Source organism: Paenibacillus sp. RC334 (assembly GCF_030034735.1).
GTDB lineage: Bacteria > Bacillota > Bacilli > Paenibacillales > Paenibacillaceae > Paenibacillus > Paenibacillus terrae_A.
Genome location: NZ_CP125370.1, coordinates 2,994,815 through 3,010,206 on the forward strand (window position 1 = coordinate 2,994,815; position 15,392 = coordinate 3,010,206).

General features: G+C 47.5%; 13 protein-coding genes. 4 read left to right on the forward strand and 9 right to left on the reverse strand.

Annotated elements, in window-relative coordinates; translation table 11 throughout:
• Window positions 1-130 precede the first annotated feature (130 nt).
• Together QMK20_RS13710 and QMK20_RS13715 are read right to left on the reverse strand one after the other, a co-directional pair.
• Window positions 131-853, reverse strand: a complete 723-nt coding sequence (locus tag QMK20_RS13710) for an amino acid ABC transporter ATP-binding protein (RefSeq protein ID WP_044648469.1) — start codon at window positions 851-853, stop codon at window positions 131-133.
• Entirely contained in the window at window positions 840-2,303 is a 1,464-nt protein-coding gene (locus QMK20_RS13715; protein ID WP_283652066.1) for an ABC transporter substrate-binding protein/permease, read from the reverse strand. The genes QMK20_RS13710 and QMK20_RS13715 overlap by 14 nt, the downstream gene beginning before the upstream one ends.
• Window positions 2,304-2,449: 146 nt before the next feature.
• Between QMK20_RS13715 and QMK20_RS13720 the strand changes: the two genes are divergently transcribed.
• From QMK20_RS13720 to QMK20_RS13730, 3 genes are read left to right on the forward strand one after another with little or no spacing between them, the layout of a single operon-like run.
• Complete coding sequence (locus QMK20_RS13720) at window positions 2,450-3,628, forward strand: M20 family metallopeptidase (protein WP_283652067.1); 1,179 nt, start codon at window positions 2,450-2,452, stop codon at window positions 3,626-3,628.
• Between the two features lie 57 nt (window positions 3,629-3,685).
• On the forward strand, window positions 3,686-4,294 hold the full coding sequence (locus tag QMK20_RS13725; RefSeq protein WP_283652068.1) for a glycine-rich domain-containing protein: 609 nt from the start codon (window positions 3,686-3,688) through the stop codon (window positions 4,292-4,294).
• Between the two features lie 35 nt (window positions 4,295-4,329).
• Window positions 4,330-4,758: a hypothetical protein gene (locus QMK20_RS13730; RefSeq protein ID WP_283652069.1), complete on the forward strand. Its 429-nt coding sequence runs from the start codon at window positions 4,330-4,332 to the stop codon at window positions 4,756-4,758.
• A gap of 112 nt (window positions 4,759-4,870) precedes the next feature.
• Here QMK20_RS13730 and glgA read toward each other — a convergent pair whose 3' ends face one another.
• The gene (gene glgA, locus QMK20_RS13735; protein ID WP_283652070.1) at window positions 4,871-6,313 is read right to left on the reverse strand and encodes a glycogen synthase GlgA; all 1,443 of its coding nucleotides are present in this window, start codon (window positions 6,311-6,313) and stop codon (window positions 4,871-4,873) included.
• Between the two features lie 53 nt (window positions 6,314-6,366).
• On the reverse strand, window positions 6,367-8,289 hold the full coding sequence (gene glgB / locus QMK20_RS13740) for a 1,4-alpha-glucan branching protein GlgB (protein WP_283652071.1): 1,923 nt from the start codon (window positions 8,287-8,289) through the stop codon (window positions 6,367-6,369).
• Window positions 8,290-8,527: 238 nt separating this feature from the next.
• Here glgB and QMK20_RS13745 point away from each other — a divergent pair, with 238 nt between their 5' ends.
• Window positions 8,528-9,754 (forward strand): glucose-1-phosphate adenylyltransferase, encoded by a 1,227-nt coding sequence (locus tag QMK20_RS13745; protein ID WP_283652072.1) that lies wholly within the window; start codon window positions 8,528-8,530, stop codon window positions 9,752-9,754.
• 97 nt (window positions 9,755-9,851) lie between these two features.
• Here QMK20_RS13745 and QMK20_RS13750 read toward each other — a convergent pair whose 3' ends face one another.
• The 5 genes from QMK20_RS13750 to QMK20_RS13770 form a co-directional block, all read right to left on the reverse strand.
• Window positions 9,852-11,276, reverse strand: a complete 1,425-nt coding sequence (locus tag QMK20_RS13750; RefSeq protein WP_283656274.1) for a HAMP domain-containing sensor histidine kinase — start codon at window positions 11,274-11,276, stop codon at window positions 9,852-9,854.
• Complete coding sequence (locus tag QMK20_RS13755; protein WP_014281511.1) at window positions 11,273-11,971, reverse strand: response regulator transcription factor; 699 nt, start codon at window positions 11,969-11,971, stop codon at window positions 11,273-11,275. The genes QMK20_RS13750 and QMK20_RS13755 overlap by 4 nt, the downstream gene beginning before the upstream one ends.
• Window position 11,972: 1 nt before the next feature.
• Window positions 11,973-13,307 carry a hypothetical protein gene (locus tag QMK20_RS13760; RefSeq protein ID WP_349362241.1) on the reverse strand — a complete coding sequence of 445 codons (1,335 nt, stop codon included), beginning with the start codon at window positions 13,305-13,307 and terminating at the stop codon, window positions 11,973-11,975.
• A complete protein-coding gene (locus tag QMK20_RS13765; protein ID WP_283652073.1) occupies window positions 13,304-14,029 on the reverse strand; it encodes a phosphonate ABC transporter ATP-binding protein in 726 nt (241 codons plus the stop codon). Before QMK20_RS13765 ends, QMK20_RS13760 begins: the two co-directional genes overlap by 4 nt.
• Window positions 14,030-14,111: 82 nt before the next feature.
• Entirely contained in the window at window positions 14,112-15,269 is a 1,158-nt protein-coding gene (locus QMK20_RS13770; RefSeq protein ID WP_283656276.1) for an MFS transporter, read from the reverse strand.
• Window positions 15,270-15,392 lie beyond the last annotated feature (123 nt).

The following is a 15,392-nucleotide window of genomic DNA, read 5'->3' on the forward strand; positions in this document are numbered from 1 at the left end:
TTACAATTTTGTCATCATGAAATCGAAATCAGTTACAAAAATCTGAACGAGGATGACAAAAAAAGAAAAAGCCCTCCCGTCAAACTTCCACCGCGGAGGGCTTACTTCATAGCCTTTATAAGCTCATTTCTTACAAAACCTTGGCAAGAAAATCCCGGGTACGATCATGGCTTGGAGTGCCAAAAACTTGCTCCGGTGTACCTTGCTCCACAATTTGACCGTTATCCATAAAGATAATGCGGTCTCCTACCTCGCGGGCAAAGCCCATTTCATGTGTCACGATGACCATCGTCATGCCACCCTCAGCCAGCTTCTTCATCACGTCCAGCACCTCCCCGACCATTTCAGGGTCCAAAGCGGAAGTCGGCTCATCGAAGAGCATCACATGCGGCTGCATCGCCAAGGCGCGTGCAATCGCAATCCGCTGCTTCTGTCCACCGGATAGCTGATTGGGATAGGTGTCCTTTTTGTCTTCAAGTCCAACGGTGCGCAGTAGCTCTAGCGCAATTTTCTCCGCTTCCTTCACGGACTGGCCTCTAACCTGAGTCGGCGCAAGCGTCAAATTTTGCAGCACCGTTTTGTGCGGGAACAGGTTGAAATGCTGGAACACCATCCCCATTTTCTCACGAGTCGCATTAATATTATGACCACGGGCTGTAATCGGCTCGCCCTCAAACAAAATCTCCCCGTCGGTCGGCTGCTCCAGCAGATTCATACAACGTAAAAATGTACTTTTCCCCGAACCACTCGGGCCAATGACGACAACAACCTCGCCTTTGGCAATATCTATATCAATGCCTTTTAAAATTTCATTTTTGCCGAACGATTTACGCAGTTGTTTAACGGTGATCACTGGCTCTCAACTTCCTTTCCCATAAACCCAACAGCTTCGACAAGCTGAATGTCATTACAAAATAAATAGCAGCCGCGATGACGAACGGACTTAATCCTTCGTAGGTGATGTTCTTAATGACTTGGGCCTGATACATAATATCCACCATACCGATGGTAGAAATGATGGAGGACTCTTTAATAATCGTAATAAACTCATTGCCGATCGCAGGCAGTACAGACTTGAACGCTTGCGGTAAAATGACGTGACGCATAGCTTTGCCTCGTCCCATACCGAGTGAACGGGCTGCTTCCATCTGACCACGGTCCACTGCCTGGATACCTGCACGGAAAATTTCAGCCAGATATGCCGAGCTATTCAGAGATAACGTAATAATACCGGACTGAAGTGGCGTAAAATTGACGCCCAGCGTCAAAGCAACTCCATAATGGATGATCATAAGCTGTACCAGCATAGGTGTACCACGTAGTACCTCTACGTAGGCCGTACCCAACCATTCAATGATACGCACACCACTCATCCGCAGCAGAGAGATGATCAGACCAATGATAAATCCGAACAGTACCCCGAGCGCAGACAGCAACAACGTGTAGCCGATACCCGTAACGTAAAAGCTGCGATATTTCCAAAATATATCCACGATGTTATTGGATGAAACCTGTCGATCGGCAGAGAGTGCACTCGCTTCCGTGGAAAACTTTTCAATAGACCCGTCTGCTTTCAGGCGAGCCAACGTTTTATTTACAGATGCCAGCAGTTCAGCATTTCCTTTTCGAATACCTACAGCTGTTTCTGCTCCCTCATCCTCAGGTACCGCCTTGGCGAGCGTTACAGTACCGTCCAACGTGTATCCTTTAGCAACTGTATCTTCAATTACGACAGCGTTAATACGCTGTGTCCGAAGCTGGAGCACCAGGTCGGAGATTTTATCCAGCGAAGTTACAGAGGCATTGGGCACTTTTTGAGCAATCTCTTCCTGAATACTGCCCTTTTGTGCGCCGATCTTCTCGCCTTTCAAAGCAGCCATCGTCGGATATTTGTCCTTATCCTCCGGACGTACCATAATGACTTGCTTGGAGTGGTAGTATACATCCGAAAAATCAATGCTCTTTCTGCGTTCATCCGTTGGTGTCATACCAGACAGTACCAGGTCTACACGACCACTTTGCAGGGCAGGCAGTAAGGAGTCAAAGCTCATGTCCTCAATAACCAGCTCCGCGCCAAGATCCTTGGCAATTTCATTTGCAATATCAACGTCAAAGCCTACAATGGTATCCTTACCGTTAATGTCTTTATGAAACTCATACGGCGGAAAATCGGCACTCATGCCGAGTACAAGTTTTGGCTGTGTCTTCGCTTCCGTCCCGTATGCAGTAAGCATCGGAAGACCAGCCAACAGCAAGATAACCGCCGTCAGAATCAGGGCGGTAAAACGATATGCCTTTTTCAATCTTTTTTCTCTCCTTAAATTCTTTATAATAAATAAGATTGTGTCATTATAAATGAATATGCATGATTATGCAATGAATGTTATAGTACAATTTCAGCATACCTGACGTAATACCTACATTACAGCTTTTACAAAGGAGTTTTTCCATGAATAACAAAAATACGATCCAACGTACCATTGAGCAGCATGCCCAACGTTTTAAGGACATTTCTTTATATATTGGCGCAAACCCGGAGCTGGGGAATGAGGAATTTTTGGCGGCTGCCCGTCTAAAAGAGGAATTGGCTTTTCACGAATTTGAAGTTCAGGCCCCTGTACTGGGTATCGAAACGGCTTTCATTGCGACTTATAAAGCAGCCAAACCCGGTCCGGTCATTGCTTTTCTGGCAGAATATGACGCCCTGAAAGGTCTGGGACACGCATGCGGACACCATTTGATCTGTATGATGAGCACAGGAGCGGCTGTCGGTCTCAAATCGGTCATTGACGAGATCGGTGGAGAAGTACGAGTATACGGCACACCTGCCGAGGAAACACGCGGAGCCAAGGTTCCCATGGCGGCTGCCGGGTTATTTGATGATTGCGATATAGCGCTCATGACGCATCCTTATTACCGTTATGAAAAATCGGGCAAATCGCTGGCGATTGATGCCGTACAATTCGAATTCTTTGGGCAATCCGCTCACGCCGCTGCCAGTCCCCACGAAGGTATTAACGCGCTGGACGCGGTGATTCAAACGTTCAACGGCATTAATGCGTTCCGCCAGCAGGTGAAGAGTACGGTACGTATTCACGGCATTATTAATCAAGGAGGCCAGGCAGCGAACATCATTCCTGATTATGCCTCTGCCCAATTTTATGTACGGGCTGCTACACGGCATGAACTGAATTCATTGACTCGCCGCGTTATTCAAATTGCCGAAGGAGCGGCCTTACAAGCCGGGTGTCGTCTGAAAACCTCAAATTATGAGACGTCTTATGATGAAATGGTGACCAATCGTGCGCTTTCCGATGCCTTTACCGCAAACCTGGTGCTGACAGGCATTCCGCAGGAGGACATCACGGAGGGCGAAGATCACGGCTCCATGGATATTGGAAATGTGTCGTTGCACTGTCCCGCCATTCATCCGTACATTCAAGTTATTGACGAGAAGCATACCTTGCATACACCTGAATTCCGCGATTTGGCGATGCAGGACCGGGCGCTGGAAGGAATGTTGTTAGCCGCCAGAACTTTGGCCTGGACCGCATGTGATGTAATCACGAATCCTGAGTTGCTGACACAGATTAAGGAAGAATTCGCTCTGCTGAAAAGCAAAATTTAAATTTTTAATTTCGCCAAATTTTTAATTTCGTCTTCTTTCCAGAAAGGAGCAGTCATTATGAATCATATGAGCAGCTTTTGGGCGTTGTTTATTGTGGTCGACATCATTATTTTGTGGTTCTTTTTTCGAGCATTATACCGAAGGAACAGGGAAAATCGAAAGACACGCCGCCGTAATGCATTTTTCCTTAGCTCCCCGTCTCCCTCTTCCCTTGAACAGGGGCGGCATAAGGAGATTATAGAACTCATGCAGCTTCTGGAACGATCTATTCCAGCCTCCTACGCTCATAGTGTAAGGCGGCGTGTGATGGATTCTCATCCTCACCTGACGGAACAGGAATACGATTGGCGCTGGAATGAGCTCAAACGCTATTTTATGCTATGTGCAATTATGAACCGAGTGCCAATGTTCAGTCCAGATGTGGATGAACTGTGGCACGAAATGCTGATGTTTACGCGGGAATACCAGCAATTCTCGGAAGCCTTCTTTGGTCGCATGCTGCACCACGCCCCTCACGCTGGCTCACAGCCGATGCCAGATGAACGGGCATGGTTCGACTGGCTGTATGTGGAATGCTTTGGCTGGAACCGCTATAGTGCGAGCTTATGGGGGACTTTTTCAATCATCCATTACCGAATAACGAGCTTTCACACTATTACAAGCTGACAGCTTCCGGGCAGCCAGCAGGCGACCGTTGGAATATGCAGGAGGGCATCGGCATCTCTCAGCAGGCACAGCAAGCGGTTCAGAGGATTATGGACCATCTGCGTAATCGGGTGAATGAAGCAGTGGATGATCCAGATGGCAAGCGGCTGCCGAAGGTCAACTATTTGCAAATAGATTATCTGCTGCTGGCCGTCGTATGGTATTCCTGGTATCAACCCCATCAGTTTGCGTTGCACATGCATCCTGATGCTACAGGAAGTGCGGCATTAGCAAGCTCATCAGGCTGTAGTTCAGCAAGTGGTTGCTCGAACTGGGATACGAACCACTCGCATCCTCACTCTTCCCACGATAGCTCCTATGATGGAGGCTCATCTCACCACGATTCAGGTGATTCCGGCGGCAGCCATTCCTCGTGCAGCAGTTCCTCATGCGGAAGCAGCTGTGGTGGAGGCGGAGGCGACTGATCACAGCAAAAAGGGCATTCCTCAGCCATTATTGGCTTCTGAGGGATGTCCTTTTTCCATTGTACTATGTCAGTTCTACCTTGTTCAGACACTCCTGCTTGGTCGACTTAGTTCATTCGTTCCCTGTCAGTGAACGATAAATATCCAGATACGCTCCCGCCGACACATCCCAGCTGTACTCTCCTGCAAAAGCAGTGTGCGTAAGCTTGGACCAATGCTCAGGCTGGCGATAAAAATCAACCGCACGACGAATCGTATGCAGCATATCATGCGCATTGTAATTTTTGAAGCTAAAGCCGTTCCCTTCGCTTGTAGACTCGTTGTAAGCATGTACGGTATCGTTCAGACCACCCGTTTCCCGCACAATCGGGATGCTTCCATAGCGAAGCGCTAGCAACTGGCTGATCCCGCAAGGCTCAAACCTCGACGGCATAAGGTATATATCGCTTGCAGCATAAATTTTACGGGACAAAGGTTCACTAAAAGCGAGCTGCGCCGACATTTTCAAGGGATAACGTCCAGCCGCTTCCCGGAACCAGTGCTCAAAGGCTGGATCTCCCGTGCCCAGCACAACAAACTGAATATCATCATAATACATGATCTCATCAAGCACCCTGGTTACCAGGTTCAGTCCCTTCATATCCACAAGTCGGGTTACCATCGCAATTAAAGGCACATCCGGTCGTACCGGCAAACCCAGCTCCTTTTGCAGACCTATTTTGTTTTCCTTTTTCTTGACCAGACTGGTGCGGTACTTCGTATAAATACGATTGTCCGTAGCAGGATTGTAGCTTTTGGTATCAATTCCGTTCACAATACCCGACAAACGCCCCTGCTCTCCCAGCTTACGCAGCAGCCCTTCCAGCCCATATCCGTAAAATTCCGTCTGAATCTCCTCTGCGTAGGTAGGACTTACAGTGGTGACATGATCCGAGTAGGTCAGCCCACCCTTCATAAAGTTCAGTCTGCCATGATACTCCACACCCTCAGGGGTAAAATAGCTCCCGTCAAGATTCAATAGTTCCGTTAAGACCTCATATGGAAAATCCCCCTGATACAGCAGGTTATGTATCGTAAACACGGTGCGAATATCACTGTAAAAGGGCAAATGACGGTAATTGGCATTCAATAGCAACGGCGCCATCGCGGTATGCCAGTCATGACAATGCAAAATATCAGGCTGAAAATTCAAATCAGGCAGTACTTCCAAAATCGCCCGGTTGAAAAAGGAAAAACGCTCGCCATCATCCATATAGCCGTAAATTCCGTCACGACCAAAGTAATATTCATTATCTATAAAATAAACCTTGATCCCGTCCAGCGTCAGTTCCTCTACTCCACAATACTGATCACGCCAGCCTACGGCGACATGCTTGACTGTTACCGGACGCAGAGACTCCTTATAAGTATCGGGAATCCCCGCATATTTAGGCAAGATGATTCGGACGTCGCACCCCGCCTGACGAAGTGCCTTCGGCAGTGCACCAATGACATCCGCCAACCCGCCTGTTTTAATAAATGGATGTGCTTCTGCTGCCGCAAATAAAATGTTCATATGTGCTTCCTCCTTATGACCTCAACCCTATTTTAAACCAGTTGTAACATGGATTAATCTGCTTTTTTAGCTTTTCGGGGCGCTTTCTTCAGTATAACGACACTCAGCGGCGGAATGGTCAGCTCCAAGCTGTGGAGTTGTCCGTGGCAAGGGATCTTGGCTGTGCGCAACACTTCGGTGTTCAACTGGCCACTACCGCCAAAGTCCGAATGATCGCTGTTCAGCAGTTCAATATAGCTCCCCGCCTTTTCCAGACCAATTCGGTAGTTATCTCTTGACACAGGCTGAAAGTTAATAAGCACGACCAGTGTATCTCCCGGCTTTTTCCCTTTACGCAAATACGTAATTACGCTCTGTCCACGGTCCTCCGCCTCAATCCACTGATAGCCATCCCACGAATGGTCCAGCTCCCATAATGCTTTTTCCTGTATATACAAATGATTCAGCGCTTTCGTAAAAGCGTGCAGCGAACGGTGACTGTCATAATCCAGCAGAAACCAGTCAAGCTGCTCCTGATCCTTCCATTCGATGAATTGGCCGAATTCCCCTCCCATAAATAACAGCTTTTTGCCCGGTGAGGTGATTTGGTAACCAAGAAGCGCTCGAAGTCCGGCAAATTTTTGCTCATAGCTACCCGGCATTTTATCAAGCAGCGACTTTTTACCATGAACGACCTCATCGTGCGACAACGGCAGTGTAAAATTCTCGCTGTATGCATAGGCTATGGGGAACGTCAGCAAATTATGGCGCTCAGGCCTCTGATCAAAATCCGTTTCAATATAATCAAGCGTATCGTTCATCCAGCCCATATTCCATTTGTAATTAAAGCCGAGTCCTCCATCGCTTACCGGGGAGGTAACCATCGGCCAGGCACTGGACTCCTCTGCCATCATCAGCGCATACGGATAATAGCGGAATACGGTCTCATTCAGTTGTTGAAGGAAGGCAATAGCCTCCTCATTTTCAATGCCTCCCTTGGAATTAAAACGATATTGACCGTCCTGCTTTTCAAAATCCAGCCGCAGCATACTCGTCACAGCATCTACACGCAGGCCGTCAATGTGGTACACATCCATCCAGAACAGCGCATTGGATATAAGGAAAGAACGCACCTCCGGCTTGCTGTAATCGAACGTCAGCGTCCCCCAACCGGGCTTTTCTGCAATCAGCGGATCCTCGTATTCGAACAGAGGCGATCCATCAAACAGTCTCAAACCATGAGCATCCTTGGCAAAATGAGCCGGAACCCAATCCATAAGCACCCCAATGCTTGCCTGATGACAACGATCCACCAAATACATAAAATCATGCGGTTCCCCATAACGGCTTGTCAGTGCAAAATATCCGGTGAGCTGGTATCCCCAGGAAAGATCATACGGATGCTCACTGAGTGGCATAAGCTCAATATGCGTGTAACCCATTTCCGTTACATAGGGCACAAGAAGCTCAGCCATTTCCCTGTATGTATAAAACGTACCGTCTTCTTTTTGTTTCCAGGTGCCCAAATGTAGCTCATATATATGAAGAGGCTTTCCATAAGGCTCTCTCCGTTTACGCCGCCAAGCCGCGTCGTTCCAAACATAACCCTCCAGTGAAGCGACCACGGAAGCCGTTGCCGGCCTTAATTCTGCGCGTACCGCGTAAGGGTCTGCTTTTAGAAAACGTTCACCGTTTGCACCCGTAATATCATATTTGTAAAAAGTTCCTTGGGATATACCCGAAAAAAAACGACTCCAAAAGCCAGATTCGGGAACTCTATATAAGGAATCCTGTTCCCCATTCCAGTTGTTACGATCTGTAGCAAGCCCGACATGGAGAGCATGAGGAGCCCAGACCGTAAAACGGACGCCCTGTTCTCCGTTCTCCACAGTAAGGCGGGAACCCAAAGATCGGTAGCTGTGATAAAGCGTTCCTTCGTGAAACAAATAAATATCTTCCGGCGATACAGCCTGTTGCGGGAGAGTTTGGTCTGTCATCACGTCACCACCTTTATATGTTTGTTTCGTACAAAATGTATGATTCGGAAATGCATTTACTTTCCGGTCAAAGCTGACTTGAGTTATTACCCCATTCTAGCCACAATGAACAGAAAAATGACTATGAAAAAAATAAACCTTAAATTTTGGGGGATCTTACACACCTGATGGTTTCAAGAGCACCCCATACCGTTTATGTATGTACTACAACAGACAACTAAACCGGGAGGGAAAGGAAATGTTTAATAAAGAATGCATTGCCATGCTGCTGGCAGGCGGAGAGGGACGCCGTCTTGCTCCCCTTACTTCAACGATTGCAAAACCCGCCGTACCCTTTGGCGGTCATTACCGAATTATCGATTTTCCTCTCAGCAACTGTGTTAATTCAGACATCGATACTGTAGGTGTGCTGACGCAATATGAGGCGGAATCCTTGCACGAGCATATTGGAGATGGGACTCCCTGGGGTCTTACCAAAACGAACGACAAGGGAGTTACCTTACTTCCATCTTATAATACAGACAACGCTGAATATTTGGGAACGGCAGACGCCATTCATAAAAATATCGAATATATAGACAGTCAAAACCCGGAACACGTGCTTATTTTATCCGGTGATCATATTTACTATATGAATTATCGTGAAATGCTGAACTATCATAAGGAAAAAGTTGCTGCGGCTACGATTTCCGTTATGGAAGTACCTTGGGATGAAGCCCACCGCTTTGGCGTCATGAGTGCCGATGAGGAGCTGCGTGTCACCGAATTTGCTGAAAAGCCGGAGAAACCTGAAAGTAATCTGGCCTCTATGGGGATTTACCTGTTTAAGTGGGATTATTTAAGAAAGTATTTGGTGGAGGACGCCGAGGATGAGCAATCCAGCCATGATTTCGGTAAAGACATCATTCCTAAAATGCTGACGGATCAAGAATCCTTGTATGTTTACGAATTTCAAGGCTACTGGAAGGACGTAGGTACCGTTAAAAGCTTGTGGGATTCACATATGGATCTGCTGCAGGAGGATTGCGCTATTGACCTGCAACGGACAGACTGGCCTATGTATACGCGTGAACGCCGTACAAGGTTGAGCGCACATAAGCTATCTAACCGCAAAACGGAGCCATTGGACAGCCTCCTGCATGATTCTTGCCAAGTAGAAGGTCAAATTGAACGTTCCGTCGTATTTAGCGGTGTCGAGGTAGGTAAAGGCTCGGCTATTAAGGAAAGTATCGTTATGCCTGACACCCGTATCGGTCGTAATGTGCATATTGAGCACGCAATTATCGGTGAAGGTGCTGTAATTCGTGACGGTGCAGTCATCAAGGGCAACCCGAGTGAAATTATGGTTATCGGGCCGAATGAAACGGTATTCGGTAAAATGGCGGTACGCCCACAAACAGCCCGCATGTTGAAAGAAGCTTATGAGCGCAACACACGCCTGCGCGCTGAAGGTTTTACTTCATAATGGAACGAAATATGTCAAACAGCCAGCCCTTCACTATAATGAGGACTGGCTGTTTTTCTAATTTACATCTATTTAAAACTAACTTTCGGTTACATAACTAGCCTTCAGTGAGTTGCGGTGGCTCTACGGGTTGCTCGGCTTGCAAAGCAGGCAATGAAACTGTAATCGTGGTGCCTGCTCCCAATTCACTCTTGATGAGCATTTGCCCTTGATGGCGCTCCACAAACTGCTGCGAGATTGCCAGTCCCAAGCCCGTACCACCATTCTGATGGTCTACCTGGAAGAATCGTTCTCTTACTCTCGCAAGATTCTCCGCGCTAATCCCGATTCCTGTGTCTTGCACAGACACCTCGATGTTGTCCCCGATCTTTTGCAGTGACAGAAAAATAATAGAACTTTCATGCGAGAACTTGATGGCATTGTCCGCAATGTTTAAAAACACCTGTTTCAGACGGTTGCCGTCTCCATGAACCAGATATGCCGTTTCCTCCGAGTCCAGCTGAAGTTTAATTTGCTTCATTTCCGCTTTGGCCCATACGTTCAGCATAATCTCCTGCAAAAGCTCGCGCAGATCAACCGTTCCCATGACAAGCTTCATTGCGTCTTGTTCCAGCTTGGAGAAATCAAGAATCTCCTCGACCAAACCAATCAGCCTATCCGTCTCCTTGGAAATAATCTGCATCCCGATCTTCGTCTCCTCTGGATCATAGCCGCCGGAATTTAGCGTTTCACTCCATCCCTTAATAGAAGTCAGCGGCGTACGCAGCTCATGGGAAATGGACGAGATAAAATCATCCTTGATTTGATTCGTTCTAGCAATTTCCTGGGCCATGTAGTTTAGTGTCGAAGCCAGCTCACCCAACTCAAAGCGATAATCTCCTTTAATTCGTGCATCAAATCGCCCTTGCGCCATCTGAGCTGATACATCACGGATATTATTAATCGGCCTAACGATGGAATTAGCGAGTCCTGTACTGACCACGAATACAATAACCAGTACAGCTACCATGATGCCCACGGAGAAGAGCGTAATGGTAAATAGCTTGTCGTTGACCTTTTCCAGCGAGGTCGTATACCGAACAATATACACCTGATCTCCGACGATATTATCCAGTTTTTTGGATACCGCCATAACTTGCTGACCCGTACCAGGTTGCTTCCCAATCCAGCTCCCCGTATCCCCCGCTAATGCTTGCGTCACATCACTGGTTTGTACACTTGTTTCTGCCGCAAAGTTCGTGGAATTATCTATTACATTCCCCTTCTCATCGAGCAATTGCAGTTCCGTATCCCCTAATGAAAACGTATTAAGCAGATACGACTGTAAAGACTGTCCCGGCTCCTTGAATTTGGGTGCAAACTCACTTACCGATTGGATGCGACTTTCCACGTGCTTATAAATCGTGTCGTAATAGTATGCACGGATTACAATCATGAAAATGACTTCTACCAACAGAAGCGCCAAGAACACCACAAAAAAATAGTGAAGCACAATCTGTCTGCCAATCCCTTTTTTGATCATTGAGCCTGACCTTTCCATTTATACCCATGCCCCCATACCGTTTGCAAAAAGGCAGGTTCGGAAGGATTGTTTTCAATTTTTTGCCGCAACCGCCGGATGTTCACATCCACAATTTTGGGATCGCCCATATATTCCTTGCCCCACACATGGTCAAGCAAAACATCCCGGCTGAGCGGTGTATTTTCTTTTTCCAGAAAAAATTGAATCAGGGAAAACTCTGTTGGCGTCAGCTCAATCAACTGCCCGTTTTTCTTAAATTGCTTGGCAATCAGATCCAGCGTGAACGGACCAGACTGGAAGGATACTTTAGCCGCTGTCTCGCGGTGTACATTCACCCTACGCAGCAGCGACTGAATACGGGCAATGAGCTCCGTCGGGCTGAAGGGCTTGCTCACATGATCATCAGCCCCTACAGACAAGGCATACACCTTATCCTGCTCCTGTACCTTCGCCGTGAGAAAGATAATACCAATTCGCTCATTCGTTTCCCGAATTCTTCGACAGACCTCGAAACCGTCCATACCGGGCACCATTACGTCGAGCAACGCGATATCAATATCCCGCACCGTGTTCAAAATATTAAGAGCCTCATGCCCATCCGCTGCCTCCAGCACCTCGAAACCGTTTCGTTTCAAGTTTATGACGATAAAGCTGCGAATGGATTCCTCGTCTTCCATGATCAAAACTTTACTCACTCTATTCTACCTGCCTTTCCCCCAACTTGTTTTTAATGGTTTTACGTGGTTCCAGCTCACTGGATCGCTTGATACCAATCACCTGTGCATTGGTTCGCCATAGCTGGCTGTATCCTTCATTGTTTCGCTCCCATTGCGACAATGAGAAATATTTAATTTCTGCAATCGTTTTGTCTGTATTGTCCAAAATGAACCGCAAATAGCTGTCCTTCTTTGATGCTTTCGGATCAATAGTCACTTTGCCATGCAGTTCCTTTGGCAGCCTGAAATAGACCTGATCATTGGAATCACGATACTGCTGCTGCTTGAAAATCGTTCCCTTGGCCCCATCCCACTGATAGAACGAAACAAAATACGGAACCTCATCCAGTGGCCTGTTGGACCAGCCTTTCGGCTTCTCCAAATTGCCAAATTCCAGAATGCCATCACCATCTACATCACCGCTAGTAATGGTAGCATCCTTAAAGGTCACATCCATGAGATCAAGCTTTTTGAGCTTGCTGTGGTCCATCACAATGACATTGGACACCGTAGTCGTCTGAGCAATCTTGGTATCTATAATGATCCCCTGCCTACCCTCGGCTACCTTACCAGCGACCACATTGTAGATACTAAGAGCCTGACTGTCCAAATCCAGCGATCCGATTTCCTTAAAGGTTCCCCCGCTGAATTGGAATGTTTTGACTGTGAAAAATTCATTGCGACGCAGCAGGATAATCGTCAAGTCATTCAAATTGTCCCCGTTCAGGTCCATCTTGTTATGATTAAAATCGTCTACGACGAAGTCCGTATAACCTGTAGCATATATTTTCTCCAAAGTTCCTCCGGTATAGGAATACACGATAAGTCCCTTCTGATCGCCACCATCACTGCTATCCCCGCTGGAAAAGCCCGCTACAATATCGAGCGTGCCATCATTCGTTACGTCGACCAGCTTGAACGATTCCAGCACAGTACCTTCCCCGTCAAACGTCAGCTTCTTTACCCACGTTCCGTTCTGATCCTCGAACAAGGCCCCGTGTATTTTTACACTTTCATCTGGCGTTTCGTAAAAAAGCACTGCTTCGTCCGTACCATCATTGTTCAGATCGCCTGTCCGAATGGGCGTGGGGTCATCGGGGTCATTGGGTCGCAGAGGCTGTACCATTCCAAGCTGAGTAACCACTGCACCATTTAGCTGCTGTTTCTCATCAGACATCATCGGTGCCTGCATCAGCGAAATTGGATCGCTAATGACATTACAGCCGCTTAAAAATCCAACAAGAAGCAGTGATGCGCAGCAGCCGGTTAACATTCTCAACAACATCATTTTCACTTCTCTTGCCGTCCCCTTCACAATTTGTTCTTTTCCACCTGTGTCAGTCGTCTGCCCTGAATATCAAATACGAGTTCGCCGCCGTTCAATCCCCATATACGGGAAGCAAAGCGTTCAGCCATCTCCAGCGGCAATACGGTGATTACCGTCACCCGTTCGTCAGAGCAAAGCTTGCGGAAAGTATCCATCACATGAGCTGCTGAAGTGGGGTCAAGTCCATTTACAGGCTCATCAGCCAAAATGACCTTGGCCCCGTGAACGAGCGCACGCGCAGTCGCTACCCGTTGCCGCTCACCACCGCTAAGTTTGTCGCATTTGTCATGCGCCTTATCCAGCAGACCCAGATCCTCCAATACGTCCATTGCTCCCATATAATCGTCAGAACGCACCATCCCGGTCACCATTCTCCATAATGGAGTCTGACCCGATCTGCCGATCAGCACATTTTTGAGAGCGGTCCGATTCATATTTAAATGCGGATTTTGCTCCAGATATGCCCATTCCCGCTTTATTTTCATTTTGTTCGTCCATCCGGATTTCAGCACATCCTGGCCGTCCACTATCAGACTGCCTTCCTCCCATGGCTCCTGCAAAGCAAGACAGCGCAGCAGCGTCGTTTTGCCGCTTCCGCTCGGTCCCACTACGGCAATCAGTTCGCCCGGGTGAATTTCAGCATCAATCCCCCGAAGTAACAAGGTCCGTTCAGGCCCTACTTGCTTGGTCAGCTTCTGTATTCTAATCATCTTTGTGATTCCCCTTTGCCCGCCATCAATACTGTCTATAGTTTATAGTAAATGTAAAACAAATACCATGCAAACCGTAGTTTTATGCTGTCGATATTGTTTTTCGGAAGAACAATCCCAACAACCCGAAAATGACGTAGCTGCCTCCAAGAACCAGAAACATGCTGCCTTGGGTTCCATAGTCCAGTAGCGCCCCGCTAATGTTAGGTCCGATCACACTTCCCAGATTAAAATGAAAGGATGCCAGCACATTGGCGGCGGCCAATAATGATTTGGGCAGCAGATCGGCCGCATAAGCCAGCCCCAAGGAGAAAAAGGAGCCTACCAAACCACCCGCCACCGCCAATAATACCAGTGTCAGCATAAAATGATTGCCGCTCCATGGCATCAACATAAAGATCAATCCACCCGTTATGCCTACGCTTATAAGCACCTTTTTACGGCCCCAACGATCACTCCATATACCTAGCGGCAACTGGAGAACTAATCCGCCCAAGCTGACAAAGGGGAGTAGCGCGGCAATCTCATCCGTATGAAAGCCAATGCGCAGGCCATATACCGGAAAGTTGCTGTTCAGGCTGGCTTCCATATAACCGTACAAAAATGCAGGCAACAGCGCGTACCATGCCCAGCTATAGCTGCGCCGGAATCTTTGTGCTGGGCGCGCCTCTCTTTCCAGCTTTTCCGGTCTGGAATCCGGAAGCTTCATGAGCACCAGCACCAGAACGAGCAAGCACAACAAAGCCAGCGCTGCAAACGGAACCAGCATTCCATAATCAAGCAACCACAATCCAAGCGGACCCAGTGCAAACCCCAGCCCATAGGACATGCCGTAAAAAGAAATGTTACGCCCACGATTCTCTGCCGGAGTCACTAGCAGTATCCACAGTTGGGCGGAATAATGCAGTGCACTGTCTCCGATTCCGACCAGCAGTCGCAATACGAACCACACTCGGATATCTGGAACTAGCGGGAACAGTAGTAGCGTAAAGAGCACAAGCACAAGTCCTCCGGCCATCAGCTTTTTGAAGCCCAACCATCCCAATGTCCGTTCAGCCACCAGCGTCATAGCAAATGAACCAATATACAAAGCAGCGGCATTCATTCCATTCAGTGAAGAAGAAACACCCATCTGTTCCAGAGAGATGGACAAAATCGGCAACAGTAGCCCTTGACACAAACCGGCCACAACAATAACCATAATTAAAATAAAATAATGCAACCGCATTGACGACGACATCATGGTTCCTCCTGATATAACATATAAAAATAGCACTATCTTAAAATGAATGTTAAGGAATGATTTGCATTTGATTCCATAATCAATAGATATCCTTATTACCATATATAGCGGTCATGCAAA

Bases quoted from the DNA above. Each gene is read 5' to 3' on its own strand.
- glgB (WP_283652071.1), bottom strand. From the start codon at position 8,289: ATGACAGACCAAACTCTCCCGCAACAGGCTGTATCGCCGGAAGATATT.
- QMK20_RS13730 (WP_283652069.1), top strand. From the start codon at position 4,330: ATGCAGGAGGGCATCGGCATCTCTCAGCAGGCACAGCAAGCGGTTCAG.
- QMK20_RS13765 (WP_283652073.1), bottom strand. From the start codon at position 14,029: ATGATTAGAATACAGAAGCTGACCAAGCAAGTAGGGCCTGAACGGACC.
- QMK20_RS13720 (WP_283652067.1), top strand. From the start codon at position 2,450: ATGAATAACAAAAATACGATCCAACGTACCATTGAGCAGCATGCCCAA.
- glgA (WP_283652070.1), bottom strand. From the start codon at position 6,313: ATGAACATTTTATTTGCGGCAGCAGAAGCACATCCATTTATTAAAACA.
- QMK20_RS13745 (WP_283652072.1), top strand. From the start codon at position 8,528: ATGTTTAATAAAGAATGCATTGCCATGCTGCTGGCAGGCGGAGAGGGA.
- QMK20_RS13750 (WP_283656274.1), bottom strand. From the start codon at position 11,276: ATGATCAAAAAAGGGATTGGCAGACAGATTGTGCTTCACTATTTTTTT.
- QMK20_RS13725 (WP_283652068.1), top strand. From the start codon at position 3,686: ATGAATCATATGAGCAGCTTTTGGGCGTTGTTTATTGTGGTCGACATC.
- QMK20_RS13770 (WP_283656276.1), bottom strand. From the start codon at position 15,269: ATGTCGTCGTCAATGCGGTTGCATTATTTTATTTTAATTATGGTTATT.